Source organism: Streptomyces alboflavus, from assembly GCF_000716675.1.
Lineage (GTDB): Bacteria > Actinomycetota > Actinomycetes > Streptomycetales > Streptomycetaceae > Streptomyces > Streptomyces alboflavus.
Window position 1 is genome coordinate 1 of the sequence record NZ_JNXT01000065.1, and the last position, 20,916, is coordinate 20,916.

Annotated in this window: 19 protein-coding genes; 8 read left to right on the forward strand and 11 right to left on the reverse strand. The window is 72.9% G+C overall.

Features of this window, described 5'->3' with window-relative positions:
- The 10 genes from OO63_RS34740 to OO63_RS34785 all read right to left on the reverse strand — a co-directional run.
- On the reverse strand, positions 1-1,052 hold a 1,052-nt coding region (locus OO63_RS34740; RefSeq protein ID WP_033264746.1), incomplete at its 3' end, for a serine/threonine-protein kinase.
- A 453-nt stretch (positions 1,053-1,505) separates the two neighbouring features.
- Positions 1,506-2,735 (reverse strand): TerD family protein, encoded by a 1,230-nt coding sequence (locus tag OO63_RS34745; RefSeq protein ID WP_030358851.1) that lies wholly within the window; start codon positions 2,733-2,735, stop codon positions 1,506-1,508.
- Positions 2,736-3,058: 323 nt separating this feature from the next.
- A complete protein-coding gene (locus OO63_RS34750; RefSeq protein WP_030358852.1) occupies positions 3,059-3,280 on the reverse strand; it encodes a hypothetical protein in 222 nt (73 codons plus the stop codon).
- Between the two features lie 122 nt (positions 3,281-3,402).
- Complete coding sequence (locus OO63_RS34755) at positions 3,403-4,392, reverse strand: zinc-dependent alcohol dehydrogenase family protein (protein WP_030358853.1); 990 nt, start codon at positions 4,390-4,392, stop codon at positions 3,403-3,405.
- On the reverse strand, positions 4,389-5,297 hold the full coding sequence (locus OO63_RS34760) for a carbohydrate ABC transporter permease (protein ID WP_234311190.1): 909 nt from the start codon (positions 5,295-5,297) through the stop codon (positions 4,389-4,391). Before OO63_RS34760 ends, OO63_RS34755 begins: the two co-directional genes overlap by 4 nt.
- Positions 5,294-6,244 carry a carbohydrate ABC transporter permease gene (locus OO63_RS34765; protein ID WP_030358855.1) on the reverse strand — a complete coding sequence of 317 codons (951 nt, stop codon included), beginning with the start codon at positions 6,242-6,244 and terminating at the stop codon, positions 5,294-5,296. Before OO63_RS34765 ends, OO63_RS34760 begins: the two co-directional genes overlap by 4 nt.
- The gene (locus OO63_RS34770) at positions 6,241-7,611 is read right to left on the reverse strand and encodes an ABC transporter substrate-binding protein (protein WP_030358856.1); all 1,371 of its coding nucleotides are present in this window, start codon (positions 7,609-7,611) and stop codon (positions 6,241-6,243) included. Before OO63_RS34770 ends, OO63_RS34765 begins: the two co-directional genes overlap by 4 nt.
- Before the next feature lie 194 nt (positions 7,612-7,805).
- Positions 7,806-8,567 carry a DeoR/GlpR family DNA-binding transcription regulator gene (locus OO63_RS34775; protein ID WP_030358857.1) on the reverse strand — a complete coding sequence of 254 codons (762 nt, stop codon included), beginning with the start codon at positions 8,565-8,567 and terminating at the stop codon, positions 7,806-7,808.
- Between the two features lie 350 nt (positions 8,568-8,917).
- Positions 8,918-10,171 (reverse strand): alpha/beta hydrolase family protein, encoded by a 1,254-nt coding sequence (locus tag OO63_RS34780; RefSeq protein ID WP_030358858.1) that lies wholly within the window; start codon positions 10,169-10,171, stop codon positions 8,918-8,920.
- Positions 10,172-10,272: 101 nt separating this feature from the next.
- Positions 10,273-11,082: an NAD-dependent epimerase/dehydratase family protein gene (locus OO63_RS34785; RefSeq protein WP_030358859.1), complete on the reverse strand. Its 810-nt coding sequence runs from the start codon at positions 11,080-11,082 to the stop codon at positions 10,273-10,275.
- A 213-nt stretch (positions 11,083-11,295) separates the two neighbouring features.
- Between OO63_RS34785 and OO63_RS34790 the strand changes: the two genes are divergently transcribed.
- The 3 genes from OO63_RS34790 to OO63_RS34800 all read left to right on the forward strand — a co-directional run bounded on the left by OO63_RS34790 (position 11,296) and on the right by OO63_RS34800 (position 14,859).
- Positions 11,296-12,237 carry a 5-dehydro-4-deoxyglucarate dehydratase gene (locus OO63_RS34790; RefSeq protein WP_031192656.1) on the forward strand — a complete coding sequence of 314 codons (942 nt, stop codon included), beginning with the start codon at positions 11,296-11,298 and terminating at the stop codon, positions 12,235-12,237.
- On the forward strand, positions 12,234-13,400 hold the full coding sequence (locus tag OO63_RS34795) for a hypothetical protein (protein WP_030358861.1): 1,167 nt from the start codon (positions 12,234-12,236) through the stop codon (positions 13,398-13,400). Before OO63_RS34790 ends, OO63_RS34795 begins: the two co-directional genes overlap by 4 nt.
- A 103-nt stretch (positions 13,401-13,503) precedes the next feature.
- The gene (locus OO63_RS34800) at positions 13,504-14,859 is read left to right on the forward strand and encodes a S28 family serine protease (protein WP_030358862.1); all 1,356 of its coding nucleotides are present in this window, start codon (positions 13,504-13,506) and stop codon (positions 14,857-14,859) included.
- Here OO63_RS34800 and OO63_RS34805 read toward each other — a convergent pair.
- Positions 14,834-16,051 (reverse strand): MFS transporter, encoded by a 1,218-nt coding sequence (locus OO63_RS34805; RefSeq protein ID WP_030358863.1) that lies wholly within the window; start codon positions 16,049-16,051, stop codon positions 14,834-14,836. The two genes, OO63_RS34800 and OO63_RS34805, sit on opposite strands and share 26 nt — an antisense overlap.
- 140 nt (positions 16,052-16,191) lie before the next feature.
- On the opposite strand from OO63_RS34805, the gene OO63_RS34810 reads away from it, so the two are divergent.
- The 5 genes from OO63_RS34810 (at position 16,192) to OO63_RS34830 (ending at position 20,916) form a co-directional block, all read left to right on the forward strand.
- A complete protein-coding gene (locus OO63_RS34810; RefSeq protein WP_030358864.1) occupies positions 16,192-16,794 on the forward strand; it encodes a TIGR03086 family metal-binding protein in 603 nt (200 codons plus the stop codon).
- Between the two features lie 140 nt (positions 16,795-16,934).
- Entirely contained in the window at positions 16,935-17,948 is a 1,014-nt protein-coding gene (locus tag OO63_RS34815; protein ID WP_078619546.1) for a dihydrodipicolinate synthase family protein, read from the forward strand.
- A gap of 95 nt (positions 17,949-18,043) precedes the next feature.
- Positions 18,044-19,756, forward strand: coding sequence for an L-arabinonate dehydratase (gene araD / locus OO63_RS34820; RefSeq protein ID WP_030358866.1), 1,713 nt, complete (start codon positions 18,044-18,046; stop codon positions 19,754-19,756).
- A 72-nt stretch (positions 19,757-19,828) separates the two neighbouring features.
- On the forward strand, positions 19,829-20,581 hold the full coding sequence (locus tag OO63_RS34825; RefSeq protein ID WP_030358867.1) for a CPBP family intramembrane glutamic endopeptidase: 753 nt from the start codon (positions 19,829-19,831) through the stop codon (positions 20,579-20,581).
- Complete coding sequence (locus tag OO63_RS34830) at positions 20,578-20,916, forward strand: PadR family transcriptional regulator (RefSeq protein ID WP_030358868.1); 339 nt, start codon at positions 20,578-20,580, stop codon at positions 20,914-20,916. The genes OO63_RS34825 and OO63_RS34830 overlap by 4 nt, the downstream gene beginning before the upstream one ends.

Sequence of the window (20,916 nt, forward strand, 5' to 3'; positions counted from 1 at the left end):
GGGCCGGTGGGGGGAGGGGTGCTGGTGGGGCTGGGCGAGGTGCTGGGGGTGCTGGTGCGAGGGGTGTCGGCGGGGGTTGATGTGCCGCTGGGAGGCGGGGAGCCGACGAGGCCCTCCCCTTCCCCCTGCCCCTCCCCCTCGACCGCCCCGGAACCCCCCAACAGCCGCACCACATCATCCTCGTGACGCCGTATCAGCTCGGCGACGGCGCCCCGCTCCCACCACGGCGCTCCTGCCGTTCTCGCCGAGCACCGGTCAAGGACCTGCCGGACCGTCGGCCGGTCGGCCGGATCGCGGGTCAGGCAGCGGGCCAGGAAGGCGCGCAGGTCGGGGTCGGGTACGCCGTCGAGGTCCGGGTCCTCGTGGAGGGTGCGGTACAGGACGCGGGCCGCGCCGTCCGTGCCGAAGGGGGCGCGGCCCGTGACCGCGAGGGCGAGGAGGGCGCCGAGGGCGAACACGTCGGCGGGCGGCCCCGGGCGGGCGTCGTCGGCGCCGCGCGCGAGCTGTTCCGGGGCGATGAAGCCGGGGGAGCCGATGGCCTCGTCGGTGGCGGTCAGGCTGTCGTCGGCGGCGCCCTTGGCGATGCCGAAGTCGAGGACCTTGGGGCCGTCGCGGGTGACGACGACGTTGGACGGCTTGAGGTCGCGGTGGACGAGGCCCACCGCGTGCACGGCGGCGAGGGCCTCCGCGAGCCAGGCGCCGAGCGCGGCGAGGTCGGCGGCGGAGAGGGGGCCGTGCGCGGAGACGGCGTCGGTGAGGACGGGGCCCGCGCAGAACTCGGTGGCGAGCCAGGGCCGTTCGGCGTCCGGGTCGGCGTCGAGGACGGCGGCGGTGCAGGGTCCGGTGACGGCGCGGGCGGCGGCCGTCTCACGGCGGAAGCGCTCGCGGAACTCGGGTTCGGCGGCGAGGTGCGGGTGGACGGTCTTCACGGCGACGGGCCGCCCGGACGCGGAGCGCGCCAGGTGCACCTGCCCCATGCCGCCCGCCCCGAGCCGGGCCACGAGCCGGTACCCACCCACATCGACGGACCCCCCACGCCCGGCCCCAGCCATGCCCCGCGCACCCCCTCGTCCCCATCGGTCCCCGGACCCCCTCGCCCGGCCGAACTGTGCGACGCCTGTGGGGCATCGTACGGTTGCGCGGGTCGGTGGACCGGAGCCTCATCGGCTCACAGCCGAAGCCTCACCGGTTCACAGGTCGCCGCGTCCGTCGACGACGGCAAGGGTCCAGTGGGCGCCGCCTTCGGCGCTGATCGCCCACCGCTGCTTGCCGGGTGCCGTGTGGAACCGGCCCACGGTGAGGGGTTTGTCGCAGCAGACGGTTGTCGGGGCGCCCTGGCCGCGCCCCGACGACCGGCCCCCCCGCCTTGGCGCGCCCACGACGCCCCCCCGCCTCGGCGCCACGACGACGGCCCCCGCAGCGACTCGCGCCGCGGAGGCCGTCGTTCGGTGCCGACCACGCGGGTCGACCACGGGCCGGGGAGCCTGGTCGAGGCGCCCCGCCCGCTACAGCGCCTGCGCCGCAGGCTTCACCATCCCCCGCACCGTCCGCGACTTCACGAACTCGCCCATCGCCGTCATGTCCCACTCGCCCGTGAACTGGCGGATCAGCTTCGCCATCATCACGCCCGTCTGCGCCTCGGCGTTGGTCAGGTCGAAGCGGACCAGCTCCTCGCCCGTGGCGCCGTCGATCAGGCGGCAGTACGCCTTCGCGACCTCCGTGAACTTCTGGCCGGAGAAGGAGTTGACGGTGAAGACCAGGCCCGTGACCTCCTGGGGGAGCGCGCCGAGGTCGACCACGATCACCTCGTCGTCGCCGCCGCCCTCGCCCGTCAGGTTGTCGCCGGAGTGCTTCACGGCGCCCTTGAGGATCTTCAGCTTGCCGAAGTAGCAGCTGTCGATGTGGTTGCGCTGCGGGCCGTACGCGATGACCGACGCGTCCAAGTCGATGTCCTTGCCGCGGAACGCGGGCTCCCAGCCGAGGCCCATCTTGACCTGGGAGAGCAGCGGGCGGCCGCCCTTGACCAGGGACACCGTCTGGTTCTTCTGGAGGCTGACGCGGCCCTTGTCTAGGTTGATCTTCCCGGCGCCGGGGGTGGGGGCCGCCGGGGCGGCGGGCGCCGACGGGGCCGGGGGCTGCTGGGCCAGGCGCGGGTCCGCCGCCGGGGGCGGCGGCATCTGCACCGGAGGGCCGGTCGGCGGGGCCATGGGGGCCGCGGGCTGAACGGGGGCGGCCGGGGCCGGCTCCTCCACCGTCACGCCGAAGTCCGTCGCGATGCCCGCCAGGCCGTTGGAGTAGCCCTGGCCCACTGCTCGGGCCTTCCAGGCGCCGTTGCGCAGATAGACCTCGACGATCACCAGGGCCGTCTCCGCGCCCAGCTGGGGCGGGGTGAAGGTGGCGAGGACCGAGCCGTCGTCCGCGTTGCGGATCGTGGCCGTGGGCTCGACGCCCTGGAAGGACTGGCCCGCGGCGTCCGGGCTGGCCGTGACGACGATCTTCTCGATGCCCGGGGGGACGGCCGAGGTGTCGACCGTGATCGCGTCGGGGGACGTGCCACCGCCCGAGCGATAGGTCACGCCCGGGCCCGCGGGCTGGTTGTAGAAGATGAAGTCGTCGTCGGAGCGCACCTTGCCGTCGGCGGTGAGCAGCAGGCCCGATACGTCAAGACGCACGGGGGCGGTGACGTCCACCGTCACGCGGGCCGCGGTCAGGGGGATGTTCGAGCCAGGGGTCATAGCTGTCATGCCTGGGGTAACGAGCGAGGGGACTTTGCCGTTCCCTTACCCGGGGTGAATTTCGGTGGCGGGTGCGGTGGGCGGGTGCGCTGTCCTTCGCGGGGCGCCCCAGTCCCGCCCCTTCACCGAAACCGGGGTGCTGCGCCCCCTGGGCCCCAGCCTCGCGCCGATGTCCCGTTCGGGTGGGACCGCCTCCGCCGATCGGCCTGCGGCCTCGTCCTCAAACTCCCCCAAGCTCTTAAGGAGCAGGGGGGACCCCCACGACGGGCTGAAATCTTGCCGGGGCGGGCCGGAAAGTCCCGGGTGGACCGGGAGTACGCGGCTCAGCGGGCGTTTCGTGGGTGAGCCCGCGACACCCTCTCGTTGCCCCGCTTGTAGTTCCCCGTCCAGCGCGCCATCACCAGCTGCGCGTCGCCGGACCCCGCCTCCGCGAGGAACTGCTCGGCCCGGGGGCCGCGCAGGGTCGCGGCGGTGCGGGCGCCGTGGGTGATGACGACGGTGCCGTCGCCGCGCTGCTCGTACTGGAATCCATGTGGTCTGGGCATGACCGGGATGGTAGGTCCCGGTCATGCCGGGGCGGTACGGAATTTCGGTCCGGTGGCCCGGCGGTCCGGCCGAGTCCGGACAGGGTCAGCTCACGCCGCCCACGACCCCGGACGGGGCCCGCTCACGGGACCACGACGATCTTGCGGCCTTCGCCCGCGGCGAACTTGCTCAGGGCCTCGGGGTACTGGGCAAGGGACAGCCGGTCGCTGATGAAGACGTCGGGGTCGAGGACGCCCGCGGCGAACAGTTCGGCGGCGCGTTCGAAGCTGTGCAGGACGGCCATGGAGCCGGTGATGGTGATTTCCTGGTTGTAGATGCGGTACGGGTCGATGGTGACGCGGGTGGCGTAGTCGGCGACGCCGAACTGGAGGAACGTGCCCGCCTTGGCGACGCGGTCGAGGCCGTCCTGGATGGCGGCGGCGTTGCCCGTGGCGTCGATGACGACGTCCCAGCCGCGCGGGCGGTCAAGTTCGTCGGGGTTCGCCCCGGAGCCGCTCACGCCGAGGCGCTCGGCGGTGGCGAGCCGTTCGGGGTTGAGGTCGACGACGTCGACGCTCGCGGCGCCGGTGCGCTTGGCCAGCTCCAGCATCATCAGGCCCATCGTGCCGGAGCCGTAGATCAGGACGCGGGCGCCGAGCCGGGCGCGCAGCACGTCGTAGCCGCGGACCGCGCAGGACAGCGGCTCGATGAGGGCGGCGTCCTGGGTGCGGATGTGCTCGGGCAGGCGGACGCAGTTGGCGACCGGCGCCACCGCGTACTGGGCCGCGCCGCCCGCCGTGGTCACGCCGATCGCGGCCCACCGCTCGCACAGGTTGTTGTGGCCCTCGCGGCAGTAGCGGCACTCGTGGCAGTACAGGGAGGGGTCCACGGCGACCTGGTCGCCGATCGACACCTCGGTGACGCCCTTGCCCACGCCGACCACCTGGCCGGCGAACTCGTGCCCCGGCACCACCGGCAGCGTCGGCGCGAACTCGCCCTGCAGAATGTGCAGATCGGTGCCGCACAGGCCGCACGCGGCGACCTCCACGACCACGTCGCGCGGTCCGGGCGTGGGGTCGGGGACCTCGGCGACCACGGCCTTGCCGACGGACTCGATGATGGCGGCTTTCACTTGACGGCTCCCAACGACAGGCCCTGGACCAGTTTGTCCTGGGCGGCGAACCCCGCGGCGAGCACCGGCAGGGAGATCACGAGGGACGCGGCGCACACCTTCGCCAGGAACAGGCCCTGGCTGGTGATGAAACCGGTCAGGAAGACGGGCGCCGTCTGGGCGACCACACCCGTCAGGACCCTGGCGAAGAGCAGTTCGTTCCAGGAGAAGATGAAGCAGATCAGGGAGGTCGCGGCGATGCCGGGCAGGGCGATGGGGGCGACGACCCGGGTGAGGATCGTGGGCAGCCGCGCACCGTCGATCTGCGCCGCCTCGATGATCGCCACCGGCACCTCGGACAGGAACGACTGCATCATCCAGACGGCGATCGGCAGGTTCATCGACGTGTAGAGGATGACCAGGAGCCAGATGTTGTCCAGGAAGTCCGTGTTCTTGGCGAAGAGGTAGATGGGCAGGAGGCCCGCGACGACCGGCAGCATCTTCGTCGAGAGGAAGAAGAAGAGGACGTCCGTCCACTTCTTCACCGGCCGGATCGACAGGGCGTACGCCGCCGGCAGCGCCAGGACCAGGACGAGCAGCGTCGACGCCGTCGACGCCACGAACGAGTTGATGAGCGAGGGCCAGGGGCTCGCGCCGCCGCCCGCGCCGAAGAACTCCCGGTAGCCGTCCAGGGTGAGGGACGCCGCCACCGAGGGCGGGTTCGTCGCCGCGTCCTGTTCGGAGTGGAAGGACGTCAGCGCCATCCAGGCGATGGGCAGGAAGAACAGGAGCCCGGCCACCCAGGCGGCGAGCGCGAGGCCCGCGCCCCTGGCCCGTCCCGGCCGCCGGTCCCGGAGCGCCTTGGGCCGGGGGGCGTGCACGGCGGCGCCGCGCGTACGGATGTCGCTCACGCGGACGTCGCTCATGCGCGGGACACCTCCTCACGGAAGAGGGACGACACCACGCGGAGCGCGAAGGTCGCGATGATGATCGAGCCGATGACGACGAGCACACCGGCTGCGGACGCCAGGCCGTTCTCGTGGGCCTGGTAGAAGCTCTGGTAGACGGTGTAGGGCAGGTTCGCGGTGCCGAGGCCGCCCGAGGTGATCGTGAAGACCGCGTCGAAGTTCTGCACGATGTAGATCGAGCCGAGCAGCGCGCCCAGCTCCAGATAACGGCGCAGGTGCGGGAGCGTGAGGTGGCGGAACACCTGCCAGTTGTTCGCGCCGTCCATACGGGCCGCCTCGATCAGCTCGGTGTCGCGGCTCTGCAGCCCGGCGAGCAGGATCAGCATCATGAACGGCGTCCACTGCCAGATCAGCGACAGCTCGATGGCGATCAGCGGGGTGTTGGAGATCCAGTCGGGCTGCGTCGCGCCGTCGCCGCCCACCCAGTGCAGGATCCCGTTGAACAGCCCGTACTCGGGGTTGTAGAGCACGTGCTTCCACAGCAGCGCCGCCGCCACGGGCACCAGCAGGAACGGCGCGATGAGCAGGGTCCGCACCACACCCCGGCCGCGGAACTTCCGGTCCAGGAGCAGCGCGAGACCGAGGCCGATGACGAGGCTCGCGAGGACGACCGTCGCGGTGAGCAGGATCGTCGTCCACACGGACTTGCGCAGGTCGGCGTCCGTGAGGACCTCGTGGTAGTTGGAGAGGCCGGTGAAGCTGCGGGCGTCCGGGTAGAGCGCGTTCCAGTCGAAGAAGGAGATCACCAGGGTCGCCACGAACGGCAGTTGCGTCACGGCGATCATGAAGATCAGGGCGGGCAGGAGCGGGGCCCGGGTGGCCCAGGCGCGCAGCCGTCCCGGCGGGCGTGGCGCGGAGGTCCGTTCGGCCGCGCGCGGGAGCGGGGTGCTTGTCGTGGCGGTCATCGTCCCTCGTACTCCTCGGAGATCTTCTCGGCGAGATCCTGGGACTTGTCCAGCGCCGACTCGACGGACTGGCGTCCGGCGATGGCCGCGCTGATCTCCTGGGAGACCCGGGTGCCGAGGTCGGTGAACTCGGGGATGCCGACGAACTGGATGCCGGGCGCGGGCCGGGGCTGCACACCCGGGTCGCGCGGGCGGGCGTCGGCGATGGCGGCGCGCATGACGCCCTGGAAGGCCGCCGCCTCCTCGCGGTACTTCGGGTTCTCGTACGTCGAGGCGCGCTTGCCCGCGGGCACGTTGGACCAGCCGATCTTCTCGCCGACCAGTTCCTCGTACTCCTTGCTCGACGCCCAGGAGATGAACTTCCAGGCCTTGTCGGGGTTCCGCGAGGACTTCTGCAGGCCCCACGCCCAGGTGTAGAGCCAGCCGGAACTCTCCGTCTTCTCCACCGGCGCCGGTACGTAGCCGATCTTGCCCTTGACCGGGGACTTGGCGGCCTCCAGGGATCCTGCGGCGGCCGTGGCGTCGTACCACATGGCGGTCTTGCCCTGGGTGAGGTTGTTCAGGCACTCCGCGTACCCGGACTGGGCGGCCCCGGACTCGCCGTGCTCCCGGACGAGGTCCACGTAGAAGCGCGTCGCCTTCTCGAACTCCGGGGAGTCCAGGCGCGCCTTCCAGTCCTTGTCGAACCAGGTGCCCCCGAAGGTGTTGACGACCGTCGTCAGCGGCGCCATCACCTCGCCCCAGCCGGGCAGTCCGCGCAGACAGATGCCCTTCATGCCCTTCTCGGCGCCGTCCACCTTCGCGGCGAGGTCCGCGACCTGCTGCCAGGTGGGCTTCTTCGGCATGCTCAGGCCCGCCTTGTCGAAGACGTCCTTGCGGTACATCAGGAACGACGACTCGCCGTAGAAGGGCTGCCCGTAGAGCTTGCCGTTCTCGCCGGTCAGGGACTCGCGCATCGGCGGCAGGATGTCGTCCTGGTCGAAGGCCCTGTCCTTCTGGGTGTACGGGCCGAGCTCGCGCAGCCAGCCGTTCTTGGCGTAGATGGGGATCTCGTAGTTGCTGAGCGTCGCCACGTCGTACTGGCCCGCCTGGTTGGCGAAGTCCTGGCTGATCTTGTCCCGGACGTCGTTCTCGGGCAGCACGGTGAAGTTCACCTTGATGCCCGTCTTCTTCGTGAAGTGGGCGGCGGTGAGCTTCTGCAACTCCACCATCTGCGGGTTGTTCACCATCAGTACGTTGATGGAGTCGCCGCCGGACCCGGACCCGCCCGCCCCGGCCCAGCAGCCGGAGAGCAGCGGGGTGAGCAGCGTCCCTGCGGCGGCCGCGGCGAGCAGCCGCCGCGACCTCCGTCGGCTCTGGGTTCGCATGAATCGCTCCTGAACAAGGGGGACATGGGGGGAGGGCGTGGAGGGGGATGAGGGGAAGGGGGAAAGGGGGGAAGGGGACTGTCTGGGTTTTGGGTGTGCGGTGCCGCACCGGTGGCCGTGGGGTGGGCCGGGCCGGTGTGCGGGAGTGGGAAGTCAGTTGTCGGGCCGGTGGTCGGTGGCCCGGGGCCGGGTGGTCAGACGCGGATGACCTGCGGCCCGCGCAGCGAGTAGCGGTGCGCCTCGGACGCGGGCAGCTGCACGCCGGTGACGATGGACTCCAGGTCGCCCACGCCCGCGAAGCGGCAGAAGCTCGCCGCTCCGAACTTGGTGTGCACACCCGCGAACACGGTGCGCCGGGAGGCCCGCATGGCCTGTGCCTTCACCTCGCTGACCGCGGGGTCGGGCGTGGTCAGGCCGTGTTCGCGGGAGATGCCGTTGGCGCCGATGTACGCCAGGTCGATCACGAAGCCCGCGAGCATGCGGGTGGTCCAGTGGTCGACGGTGGCGAGCGTCCCCGCCCTGACCCGGCCGCCGAGCAGCAGGACGGTCACGTGCTCGGACGCGGCGAGTGTGCCCGCCGTCGAGAGCGAGGCCGTGATCACGGTCAGCGGGCGGTTCTTGGGCAGTGCCTCGGCGATGAGCTGCGGGGTGAAGCCCTCGTCGATGAAGACGGTCTCGGCGTCGCCGAGCTGCTCGGCCGCGGCGGCCGCGATCCGGCGCTTCTCGGGCACGTGCATGGTCGTACGGAAGGCGAGCGTCGTCTCGAAGCCGGCGCTCTCCACCGGGTAGGCGCCGCCGTGGGTGCGGCGGACCAGGCCGTGGTCCTCCAGGGCGCGCAGATCGCGGCGCACGGTCTCCTTGGCGACGCCGAGCTCGGCCGCGAGCACGGACACGTCGACGGATCCGGAGCGGCGTGCCGCGCGCACGATCTGCCGCTGACGTTCCTCCGCCGACATGGGTGCCACCTCTTCCCACAGACTCCACTGCGATGTGCTGCCCGTTCGGGCCCTGTGGGGAAGTTCTACAGCGCGGGGAAGTGGGTGACCAGGCGCGCAACGGCCACGATGATGCCCGGATCCGCCCGTTTACCCGGGCGATGTCCTGCGCGGCAACGTGATCATGTGCCCGTTGATCGGTTCGTCCCGCCCGTTTCCCGCCCGTTTGCAGCGCGGGCGGAGGGCGGGACGAGGTCCGGACGGCTGGAAATCAACGGTGGGAAATGAACGGTCGGGGGCCTGCCGTCGACCGGGCCCTGTCGGCCGACGGGACCCGGCCGACAAGACCCCGGCCGACGGGACCCCGGCCGTCAGGGCCGGTGGAAGCCGACCTCGGGGTGGGCGGGCGTCGGCCCGTCGAGCAGCGGCTGCTCGATCCCGCGCAGGTGCCGGTCGTAGAACGCGGCGATGTAGGCGCGGGTGATCTCCTCGGAGCGCCGCCCCGAGATCGGCGCCGCCGGGTCGTGCTCGCCGAGCTGCCCGAGGACGACCGGCACGTCGGTGAACGTGAAGTGCCCGGACCCGGCGACCGTCAGCCAGCGCTTCCAGCCCTCCAGGTGCGGCCAGGCGGCGCCCCAGTCGTAGGGGTCGCCGGCCTGGGTCGTGGTCGTGGTGCCGAGCAGCAGGAAGGGACGGTCCACGCTGTCGGGCCTGGTGTGGAAGCCGCCGTCCATGTTCATGCCCGCCCGCACCCGCGGGTCGGTGTCCATCAGGGCGGCCGTGGCCGCGCCGCCGATGGAGTGCCCGCCCACCCCGACCCGCCGGGCGTCGATCATCCCGGAGTGCCGCCAGGTCGCCTCGCCCGCCTCGCCTGCCTTGCCCGCCTCGCCTGCCCTGCCCGACTTGCCGCCGACGAGCCGGTCAAGGACGTACGACAGGTCCTTGGCCCGGTCGGCGGTGACGCGCGGCCCCGAGTCGCCCCCGCCGGCCGCACAGCCGACGCAGGGCAGCACGCGCCCGCCGCTGAACTCCGCGCCCGCCGCCTCATAGGCGTGGTCGACCGTCGCGACCACGTACCCCCGGCTCGCCAGGTCCTCGGCGAGGTGCGTCAGCGTCGAGCGCGGCGCGGTGAAGCCCGGGGAGAGCACGACCAGCGGGAAACGTCCCCGGGCGGGGTGCGCCGCGGTACGGGCGTAGGTGCGTGTGGAGCTGTAGTCGGCGGCGGAGACCCGGCCGTCGAGCTCGTTGTACGCGAGCAGTTCCTTGGCCGCCGCCTTCGAGGTGTACGCGGTGCCCCGGCCGCCCGTGCCGCGCGCCGGGTAGTACAGCGACAGCATCAGCTCCCGCGCCCCGGCCGAGGGCACCCACGGGTCCTCGCGGCTCTTGTCGACCAGGTGCAGGGTGTCGCGGCCGACGGTGAACCGGCCGGTGGGGCGGGGGAGTTCGGGCCGGACCGCGGGCGCGTCGGTGGCGCGGTGCTGCGCGGTGGCCAAGGGCTCGGGGGCGGCGGCGGGTGCGGCCTGGGCGCTCGCCGCGGCCGCGAGGGGCACGGCGAGCGCCAGCGCGAGCACGGCGGCGACGGCGCGCCCGCGCGGGATGTGCGGGGTCTTCAGGGTGCCAGTCATGACAACTCAAGCTAGCCAGCGGCGCGTTCGCGCACGTCGCCCCACGGGCTGACCCGCACCAGACCGCAGGCGTACGGAACCGTCAGCTCCAAGGACGAGCCTCAATACGGCCACACTGGCGGGTTCGTGCAGAAGTGGCCGCCCAGGTGCGCGTGGTCGGGGTTGGCGGGGTCGAGTTCGCCGTGCTCGGCGATCAGCTTCTCCGCGTACTGCTCGGAGTCGTCCTGCGGCTCGTACCCGAGCGCGCGGGCGGGCCCGAGGTCCCACCAGAGCCGGGTGTTGGCCGACGAGCCGTACACGACGGAGTGCTTGACGTGCGGCGCGGTGAGCGCGGCGTGGAAAAGGCGGGCCCCGTCGCCGGGCGACATCCACACCGACATCATCCGGACGTTGACGGGCTCCAGGAAGCAGGCGCCGATGCGCACGGACACCGTCTCGATGCCGTACTTGTCCCAGTACAGCTGGGCCAGGTCCTCGCCGAAGGACTTCGAGAGGCCGTAGAAGGTGTCGGGCCTGCGCGGGGTGTCGACGGGGATCAGCGGGTCGTCGCCGACGGGGCGCGGGGTGAAGCCCACCGCGTGGTTGGAGGAGGCGAAGACGACCCGCGGGACGCCCTCCTCGCGCACGGCTTCGTAGAGGTGGTGCACGCCCTCGACGTTCGCCTTGAGGATCTTGTCGAAGGTGGACTCCAGGGAGATCCCCGCGAGGTGCAGGACGGCGTCGACTCCGCGCACCGCCTCGCGCAGGGCGGCCCGGTCGGCGAGGTCCACCGTGAGGGCGTCGGGCTCGCCGTCGACGGGACGCATGTCGAGCAGCCTCAGGTCGTATCCGTACGCGGGCAGGAGCCCCCGCATCAGGGTGCCGAGACCGCCGGCTGCGCCGGTGAGCAGGACGGTGCGGGGAGCGGGCATGCGGTGATCTCCTCGTACGCGTTCATGTATGAGATTCACATTCATGGACACGCTAGGGAGCGGCGGCCCCCGCCGTCAAGTGCCGCGCGGAGTCCGTGAATCCGGTCCTGAGTTGCGGGTTTGCGCGCTTGACCGGCCCGGCGCGGCGGCTTAGCGTGGGCGCGTTCAGGGATATGGATATGAATCAGAAACGTGCACGCTTAGGGAGAGCCCGTGACGTCAGCCCCCCTCGCCGCCAGGCTCCGCGTTCCCAGCGGGCCGCTGTTCTTCCCGGTCACGCCGTACGGGGCCGAAGGCTCCGTCGACATCGAGGCCTTCCGCGCGCATGTGCGCGGGGGCGTGGAGGCGGGCGCCGCCGCGGTGTTCGCGTGCTGCGGCACGGGTGAGTTCCACGCGCTCACCCCCGAGGAGTTCCAGCTGCTCGTCACGGCCGCCGTCGAGGAGACCGCGGGCCGCGTCCCCGTGATCGCGGGCGCCGGGTACGGCACCGCGCTCGCCGTCAGGTACGCGCGCCTCGCCGAGGCCGCGGGCGCCGACGGACTCCTCGCCATGCCGCCGTACCTGGTGGTCGCCGCCCAGGAGGGCCTGCTCCGGCACTACACCGAACTGGCCGCCGCCACCTCCCTGGACGTCATCGTCTACCAGCGCGACAACGCCGTCTTCACCCCTGAGACGGTCGTCGAGTTCGCCCGCGCGGACGGCATCATCGGCTTCAAGGACGGCCTCGGCGACCTCGACCTGATGCAGCGCGTCGTCAGCGCCGTGCGCGCGGAGGCCCCGGGCGAGTTCCTGTACTTCAACGGCCTGCCCACCGCCGAGCTGACCGGCCTCGCCTACCGGGGCATCGGCGTCAGCCTCTACTCGTCGGCCGTCTTCTGCTTCGCGCCCGACCTCGCGCTCGCCTTCCACAAGGCCCTGAACTCCGGCGACGACGAGACGGCCGAGCGCCTCATCGACGGCTTCTACCGGCCCTTCGTCGAACTGCGCAAGGAGGGCCGCGGCTACGCGGTCTCGCTCGTCAAAGCCGGGGTGCGGCTTGCGGGACTCGACGTCGGCGGGGTGCGCCCGCCGCTGCACGAGCCGTCCGACGAGCACGTCAAGCGGCTCGCCGAACTGATCGAGCGCGGCCGGGCGCTGCTGCGGGAGGGCGTGTGAGAGCGTCCGCGTTCCTCTACCCCTGGGACGTCGTCGGCGACCCCCGGGCCGCCGCGCGGATCGCCGACCTCGGCGTCCAGCAGGTCACCCTCGCCGCCGCCTACCACTCCACCCGCGCCCTCACCCCCCGCCACCCCCGCCACCGCGTCGTCACCGCCGAGCACGCCGCCGTCCTGTACGAGCCGGACGGCCGCTGGGCGTCCCGCACCCTGCGGCCGTACCCGGCCGGAGCCTGGGCCCCGGGCGACACCTACCAGGAGGCCGCCGACGCCCTCGCCGCCGCCGGGCTCGACGTGCACACCTGGGTGGTCCTCGCGCACAACTCCCGCATGGGCGCCGAACACCCGGACACCTCCGTCGTGAACGCCTACGGCGACCGCTACCCGTGGGCGCCCTGCGTCGCCCAGCCCGCCACCCGCGCCTACCTGACGGACCTCGCCGCCGAGGCCGCCACGAGGCCCGGCGCGGGCGGCACCGAACTGGAGTCGTGCGGCTGGTACGGCCTCGCGCACCTGCACGCCCACGACAAGATCGCGGGCGTGGGCCTCGGCGAGGCCGGGCAGTACCTGATGTCGCTGTGCTTCTGCGGCGGCTGCCGCGCCGGGTACGCCGGGCACGGCCACGACCCCGACGAACTGGCCGCCGCCGTGCGCCTGGCCCTGGATCCTGTGTGGCGGGGCGCGGCCACCGACCCCGGCTGGGCGGGCGTGGAGAAGCTCCTCGGCGCCGGGGCGGCGGCGGTCACCCGGGCCTGGCGCGAGGGGTGCGCCCGCGCGCTCCAGGAGGCGGCGGTCGGCGCGGTGCGCGCGGCGGCTCCCGACGGCTTCCGGGTGCTGCTGCACGCCGACCCGGTGGCGCACCGCTGCGGGGCCAACGCCGGAGTGGACCCCCGGCACATTCTGTCCGTGGCCGACGGCGTGGTCGTGCCCTGCACGTCGGGCCCCGCACCGCTCGCCCCGTTCGCCGCGCACGCCGGACCCGACACCGTCCTCGCGGCCAACCTCACGGTCGTCGCGGGCATGGGCGGCAGCCCCGGGACCCTCGCTGCCGACGCCCGCGCCGCGGCCCGGCTCGGCGCCACTGAACTGCGGCTTTACCACGCCGGTTTGGCCTCGGACGACGATCTGGCGCTGGTCGGGACGGCCCTGTCGCAGATCGCCTGACAACGGCTACGATCCGCGCACCACACGCCGCGAACGGGCGAGAACAGGGGTGAACCCACCCGCTCTCCGCGCGGCGCGACTGATCGTCAGACGAGGAGACAAGGTGCGCAACAAGGGGATATCCGCGCTGGTCTGTGCCGGCCTCACGGCGGGCGCGGCGGTGCTCGCGACCACCGCGCCCGCGGTGGCGCAGACCGAGCAGACCGGCCCCCGCCCCACCGGCACGGCCGACATCCGCGAACAGCTGGAGAACATCCCGGGCATGACGGTCGTCTCCGTCACGGAGAAGGAGGGCCACCCCCTCTACTCCCTGACGTACCGCCAGCCCGTCGACCACCACCGCCCCGGAGCCTCCGGGACCTTCACCCAGCGCCTGACCCTGTGGCACAAGGCCACCGACAAGCCGACCGTCCTGTACACCGGCGGCTACACCCTCGCCTCCGGCACCACCGCCCTCACCAAGCTGATCGACGCCAACCAGGTCAGCCTGGAGCACCGCTACTTCGAGCAGTCCCGCCCCGGCGGCGCCGCGGGCAAGGACTGGTCCAAGCTGACCGTCCAGCAGGAGGCGGCCGACGAGCACCGCATCACCAAGGCCCTGCGCACCATCGAGAAGGGCAAGTGGCTCGGCACGGGCGCCAGCAAGGGCGGCATGACCGCCACGTACCACGAGCGCTTCTACCCGGGCGACCTGGACGCCGTCGTCGCCTTCGTCGCGCCCAACGACGCGAACAACAAGGACGACAGCACCTACGAGCGCTTCTTCAGGACCGTCGGCACCAAGGAGTGCCGCACCGCCCTGAACGCCGTGCAGCGCGAGATGCTGGTGCGCCGCGACACCCTCCTGCCCAAGTTCGAGGCGGACGCGAAGGCGGGCGGCCAGACTTTCCACGAGACGCTCGGCACCACCGACCGCGCGTACGAGTTCGCCGTCCTCGACCAGGTCTGGAACTTCTGGCAGTCCGGCACCGCCGCCGACTGCCCGACCGTGCCCGACGCGAAGAAGGCGAGCGACGACGAGCTGTACGACTGGTCGAAGAAGCACGGCCTGAGCGTCTACCACGACGCCGAGCTCGGCGAGAACGGCACCGGCCCCTACTACCGCCAGGCCGCCACCCAACTCGGCTGGGCCGACCTGAAGTTCAAGCACCTCAAGGGCGTGCGCCACTACCCGGACATCTACCAGCCGAACTCGGTGCTCCCGCCCGCCATGCGCGGCTCGTACAACAACAGCACCATCGCCGACGTCGACCGCTGGGTGAAGACCCGCGGCCAGCGCATGATGTTCGTCTACGGAGAGAACGACCCGTGGAGCGCGGAGCGGTTCAAGCCGAGCAAGCGTGACTCCTACCTGTACGAGGTGCCGGGCGCCAACCACGGCGCGAGCATCGCGAAGCTGCCCGAGCCGCAGCAGTCGCGGGCCGTCGCCACCATCAAGCGCTGGGCCGGTGTGAAGTAGCGCGCCCGGCCGCGGACCGGAGCAGGGGCGCGGCGATCATGAGCCGCGCCCCCGCGACGACGGCCAACGGCAGCCGGTGGTCGACGAGTTCGACGAGCGCCGCGCCGAGGGCGATGCCCGCGGCCGTGGGCGCGAACATCAGCGTGCCCGCGGTCGCGGCCATCCGCCCCACCAGCTCCGGCGGCGCCTCACGCTGCACGGCCGTGAGCGCGGCGACGAGCACGCACGGCAACCCCGCGCCGTTCGTGAAGCTCCCCGCGAGCACCACCGCGTCCCACGGCGACGCGAGCAGCACCGCCGACAGCGCGGTCAGCGCGATCCCGGCGCCCGCGAACCGCCGCTCGCCCACGCGCCGCATCAGGGCGCCCGAGGCGATCCCGACGGCGACGGACCCGGCGCCCTGCGCGACGTACAGGGTGCCCGCGTACGCGGGGGAGTGGCCGAGGGCCTCCACGATCGCGTACACCAGTGACCCGCTGACGCCCGACGACAGCATGGTGAGCCCGCCCGCGACGACCAGCGGCCGCAGCCGCGCGTCGCCCCACAGCGCCCGGGCGCCCCGCGCGGTGCCCGCCCGCCATCCCTCGGGGTCCGGCGCCGGACGGGCCTCCGCCACCCGGAGCAGCGCGAAGAGCCCTCCGGCCAGGACGAACGTGACGGCGTCGAGCAGTGCGACGCGCGGCCCGCCCCAGGCGGTGAACACCGCGGCCCCGGCCACGGGCGCCAGCAGCTTCATGCCCTCGTTCGCGGACATCCGCAGCCCGTTGAGGTCAGCAAGGAGGTCCTTCCCGACGGCGCCCGCGACCAGGGCGGCCTCCGCCGCGTCGGTGACGACGCCGCACGCCCCGTACACCACGAGCACGGCGAACAGCAGCCCGAGGCCCGCCGCCCCGCCCACGCGGTCCACCCACAGCAGGGGCAGGAGCAGCACCCCGAGGCCCACGTTCACGGCGACCAGCAGGGGCCGGCGCCGGGTGCGGTCGGCGAGGGTGCCGAGCAGGGGGCCGAGGAGCAGCGGGGCCCACAGGGCCAGGGTGCACAGGGCGGCCAGGCCGTCGGAGCCGGTCAGCTCCTTCACCCAGATGCCCGACACCAGCGCCATCGCGGAACTCCCGAACCCGGAGACCACGACCGCCGTCAGGTAGAGGCCCGCGTTGCGGTCCCGCAGGACACGTCCGATCGTCGTTGCCATGCGCCCGATGCTGGTTCTGAGGCCGCGCGCGGGGCATCGGGCAGATGCCCTACACGGCGGCGATGAGTTCGGCGCGCCCGAGGAGTCGACCTGAGGAGGGGGCCTTACCGAGGCCCCGCACGCGGACGAAGGAGAAACCCATGCCGGACGACACCGAGGCCCTGCTGCCGGACTTCGGACCGCAGACACGGCTCATGGCGCGGGTCGCCGAAGCCGTCAAGGACGACCAGCTCGACGGGCCCACCCCCTGCCCCGACTATGCGGTACGCCACCTCATCGGCCACATCGTCGGCCTCACCGTCGCCTTCACCGACGCGGGCCGCAAACAGCTCGGGCCGACCACGGACACCGACCCGGGCAGCACCCTGCCCGACCTCGCCGACGGCTGGCGGGAGGAACTTCCCGGGCAGCTCGCCCGGCTCGCCGAGGTGTGGCGGGACCCGGCGGCGTGGACCGGGGACACCAGGGCGGGCGGCGTCGAGCTGCCCGGCGACATCGCGGGCACCGTCGCCATGAACGAACTCGTCGTGCACGGCTGGGACCTGGCGCGCGCCACGGGCCAGGAGTACGGCCCCGACGAGGTCAGCCTCGCCGTCTCCTACGCCATGGTGTCCGCGACCGCCGCCGAGTCACCCGAGGCGCGGGGCACCCTCTTCGGGCCGCCGCAGCCGGTCCCCGAGGGGGCCTCGCTCCTGGACCAGGTGGTGGCCCTGAGCGGACGCGACCCGTCCTGGCGGCCCTGACAGCGGCCACCGGGCCGACGGGGAGGCGCAACGACCGGTCGCCGCGAGGCCGTTGACGCGGCCCGCGCGGCACGCCTAGCTTCATCGCGTCGTACTTCATGCGTCATATATGAGACGCGATACGCGAGAGGCGCGCGCCCATGACTCCAGCGACCTCAGGAACACCGGCGAACGCAGGGCCTTCGACGGACTCGGGGACCGCGGCCACCCTGGACAGGGCGGGGTGGGACTCCTCGGACCGGGCGGGGTGGGACTCCTCGGACCCGCGCCGCGCCGCCCTCGCCGACGTCGTGGCCATCCCCGTGACCCCGTTCGCCGCGGACGGCTCCCTCGACCGCCCGGCCCACCGCGCCCTGCTGCGCCGCCTCCTCGACACCGGCATCCGCACGCTCACGCCGAACGGCAACACCGGCGAGTTCCACGCCCTCAGCCCCGGCGAGCGGCGCGCCGTCACCGAGCTGACCGTCGCCGAGGCCGGGGAGCGGGCCACCGTCGTCGTCGGCGTCGGCCACGACCTGGCGACCGCGACGGCCGACGCCCGGCACGCCGCCGAGGCCGGCGCGCGCCTGGTGATGGTGCACCAGCCCGCGCACCCGTACGTCTCCGGCGCGGGCTGGGTCGCCTACCACCGGGCCGTCGCCGAGGCCGTGCCGGAACTCGGCGTCGTGCCGTACGTGCGCGACCCGCGGCTGCCCGGGTCCCGGCTCGCCGAACTCGCCGACGTCTGCCCGAACGTGACCGGCGTGAAGTACGCGGTGCCGGACGCGGCGCGCTTCGCGGCGTTCGCGCGGGACGCGGGCGCCGAGCGGTTCGTGTGGGTGGCGGGCCTCGCGGAGCCGTACGCGCCCGCGTACTTCTCGGCCGGGGCGACCGGCTTCACCTCGGGCCTGGTCAATGTGGCGCCGCTGCTCTCGCTCGCGATGCTGGGGGCGCTGCGGGAGGGGGACCACGGCACGGCGATGGCGGTCTGGGGGCGGATCCGCCGCTTCGAGGAGCTGCGGGCCGCCGACGGCTCCGCGGCCAACGTGTCGGTGGTGAAGGAGGCGCTCGCGGTCCTCGGCCTGTGCCGACGCGACGTACGCCCGCCGAGCAGTGTGCTGCCGGAGCCGGTGCGCGCGGAGGTCGCTCAGATCGTGGCGGGGTGGGGGCGGTGAGGGGCGGCATACGGGACGCCGGGGGCGCACCGGAGGCCGGGGGCGGCGGGGCCGCGCCCGCGCCGGACCCCACGCACAGCCCCTCCCCACCCGTCCTGCGCAGCCAGCAGTGGTACGGATCCGGTGTCGCCGCAGGACTGCGGTCCTTCTCGCACCGCGCCCGCACCCGCCAGCTCGGCTACCTCCCCGAGGAGCACCTGGGCAAGCCCGTCATCGCGATCCTCAACACCTGGTCGGACATCAACCCCTGCCACGTCCATCTGCGCGAGCGTGCCCAGGCCGTCAAGCGCGGGGTCTGGCAGGCGGGCGGCTTCCCCCTGGAGTTCCCGGTCTCCACGCTCAGCGAGACGTTCCAGAAGCCCACGCCCATGCTCTACCGCAACCTCCTGTCCATGGAGACCGAGGAACTGCTCCGCTCCTATCCCGTGGACGGCGCGGTGCTGCTCGGCGGCTGCGACAAGTCGACGCCCGCGCTCCTGATGGGCGCCGCGTCCGTCGACCTGCCCACGGTCTTCGTGCCCGCCGGGCCGATGCTGCCGGGCCACTGGCGCGGCGAGGTGCTCGGCTCCGGCACGGACATGTGGAAGTACTGGGACGAGCGGCGTGCCGGTCTGATCGGCGACTGCGATCTTGCCGAGCTGGAGAGCGGCCTGGCGCGCTCCCCGGGGCACTGCATGACGATGGGCACCGCCTCCACGCTCACCGCGGCCGCCGAGGTCCTCGGCGTGACCCTGCCCGGCGCCTCGTCGATCCCGGCCGTCGACTCCGCGCACGACCGCATGGCCGCAGCGTCCGGGCTGCGCGTCGTCGAACTCGTGCGCAGGGGCCGGGTGTTGTCGCAGCTGCTCACCCCGAACGCCTTCCAGGACGCGGTGACGACGGTCCTCGGGCTCGGCGGCTCCACCAACGCCGTCATCCACCTCGTCGCCATGGCCGCCCGCGCCGGGGTCCGCCTCACCCTCGACGACTTCGACCGCACGGCGCGGCGGGTGCCGGTGCTGGCCGACGTGCGTCCCGGCGGCTCGACACACCTCATGGAGGACTTCCACTTCGCGGGCGGCCTGCCCGGCTTCCTCACCCGCATCCCCGACCTGCTGCACCTGGACCGCCCGACCGTCGCCCACGACACCCTGCGCGACCAGCTGAAGCCCGCCCGGGTCCACAACGACGACGTCATCCGCACCCGCGACAACCCCGTGGCCCCCGAGGGCGGCGTCGCCGTCCTGCGCGGCAACCTCTGCCCCGACGGCGCCGTCATCAAGCACATCGCCGCCGACCCCCGGCTGCTGCGGCACACCGGCCCCGCCGTGGTCTTCGACGACTACCGCACCCTGCGGCGCACCATCGACGACCCGTCCCTCGGCATCACCGCCGACCACGTCCTCGTGCTGCGCGGCAGCGGCCCCCTGGGCGGCCCCGGCATGCCCGAGTACGGCATGCTGCCGCTCCCCGAACGCCTCCTGAAGCAGGGCGTGCGGGACATGGTGCGGATCTCCGACGCGCGGATGAGCGGCACCTCGTACGGCACCTGTGTGCTGCACGTCGCGCCCGAGTCGCACGTCGGCGGCCCCCTCGCCCTGGTCCGCACCGGCGACACGATCACCCTCGACGTGCCCGCTCGGACGCTTCGACTCAACGTCCCTGACGAGGAGTTGGCCCGACGCCGCGCCGCCTGGACGCCACCCCCCGTCCGCCACGAACGCGGCTACGGCGCCCTGTACGCCGCGCACGTCACCCAGGCCGACACCGGCTGCGACTTCGACTTCCTCGCCAGGCCGGGAGCGGTCCCCGATCCCTACGCAGGCTAGCTGGCTAGGTTGCATTCCTAACTAGCTGGCTCTACGGTCTAGGTAGTTCACAAGACCAGGGGGAGCACGACCATGTCACCCATCCTCACGACGGACTTCGCACCGGAGTTCTCCGGTGCCGCGACGGCCGTCGCGGGCGCGCTCGGCGCCTACCTCCTGCTCGTCGAGCCATGGCTCGGCCGCCGGATGTACGCGTCACTGGCGCGCCGCCGCGCCACCGAACCGCGCGCGCTCGTGCGCTACTTCACGCTCTCGATCACGCTCTGGTGGGCGTTCGCGGCCCTCGCGGCGAGCACGCTGCTGCTCTCGCCGGGAGCGAAGGCGAAGGACCTGGGCCTGGCCCTCCCGAAAGACCCGGCCTTCTTCCTCCCCGTGGTGCTCCTCTTCGCCGTGATCGCCGTCGCCTCCGGCAGGTCCTTCCGGGAGCTGGCCAAGGAGGGCAAGCACATCCCCGGCCGGGCGGCCATCGAGGCGATGCTGCCGCGCACCGACGCGGAGCGGCGGCTCGCGATCGCGGCCGCCGTGACCGACGGCATCTGCGCGGAACTGGTCTACCGCGGCCTGCTCATCGCCTTCGGCGTCGGCGCCCTCGGCCTCGACCCCTACCTGGCGGCGGCGCTCTCGCTCGCCGTGTACGCCCTCGCCGGCTGGTACCAGGGCGGCACCGGAGTCGTCGTCCTCGCCCTCTTCGGCGCGCTCCTCACCGGCCTGTACCTGGCCACGGGGAGCCTGCTCCTGCCCATCGCCGTGCACGCCATGATCAGCGTCCGCGACCTGCTGATCCCCGCGCCCGAACTCCCGCACGCCCAGGGCGGCGCGGCGTGACCGCGGACCGGCGCGCCAGCTGGTTCAAGGGCGTCCTTGACCTCCTCGTCCTCGCCTCCCTCACCGACGGCGAGAGCTACGGCTACGAGATCGCCAAGCAGCTCGGCGCGGCGGGCTTCGGGCAGATCAAGGGCGGCACGCTGTACCCGGTCCTGAACCGCCTTGAGGAGGCGGGCCTGGTGGCGGCGGAGTTCCGGGCGACGGAGAAGGGGCCCGGCAGGCGCTACTACTCCCTCACCGCGGCCGGACGTGAAGTCCTTTCCGAACAGGGCGAGTTGTGGCTGGCGTTCGACGGCTCGGTACGTGACGTACTGGCGAAGGCGGGAGTGAAGTGA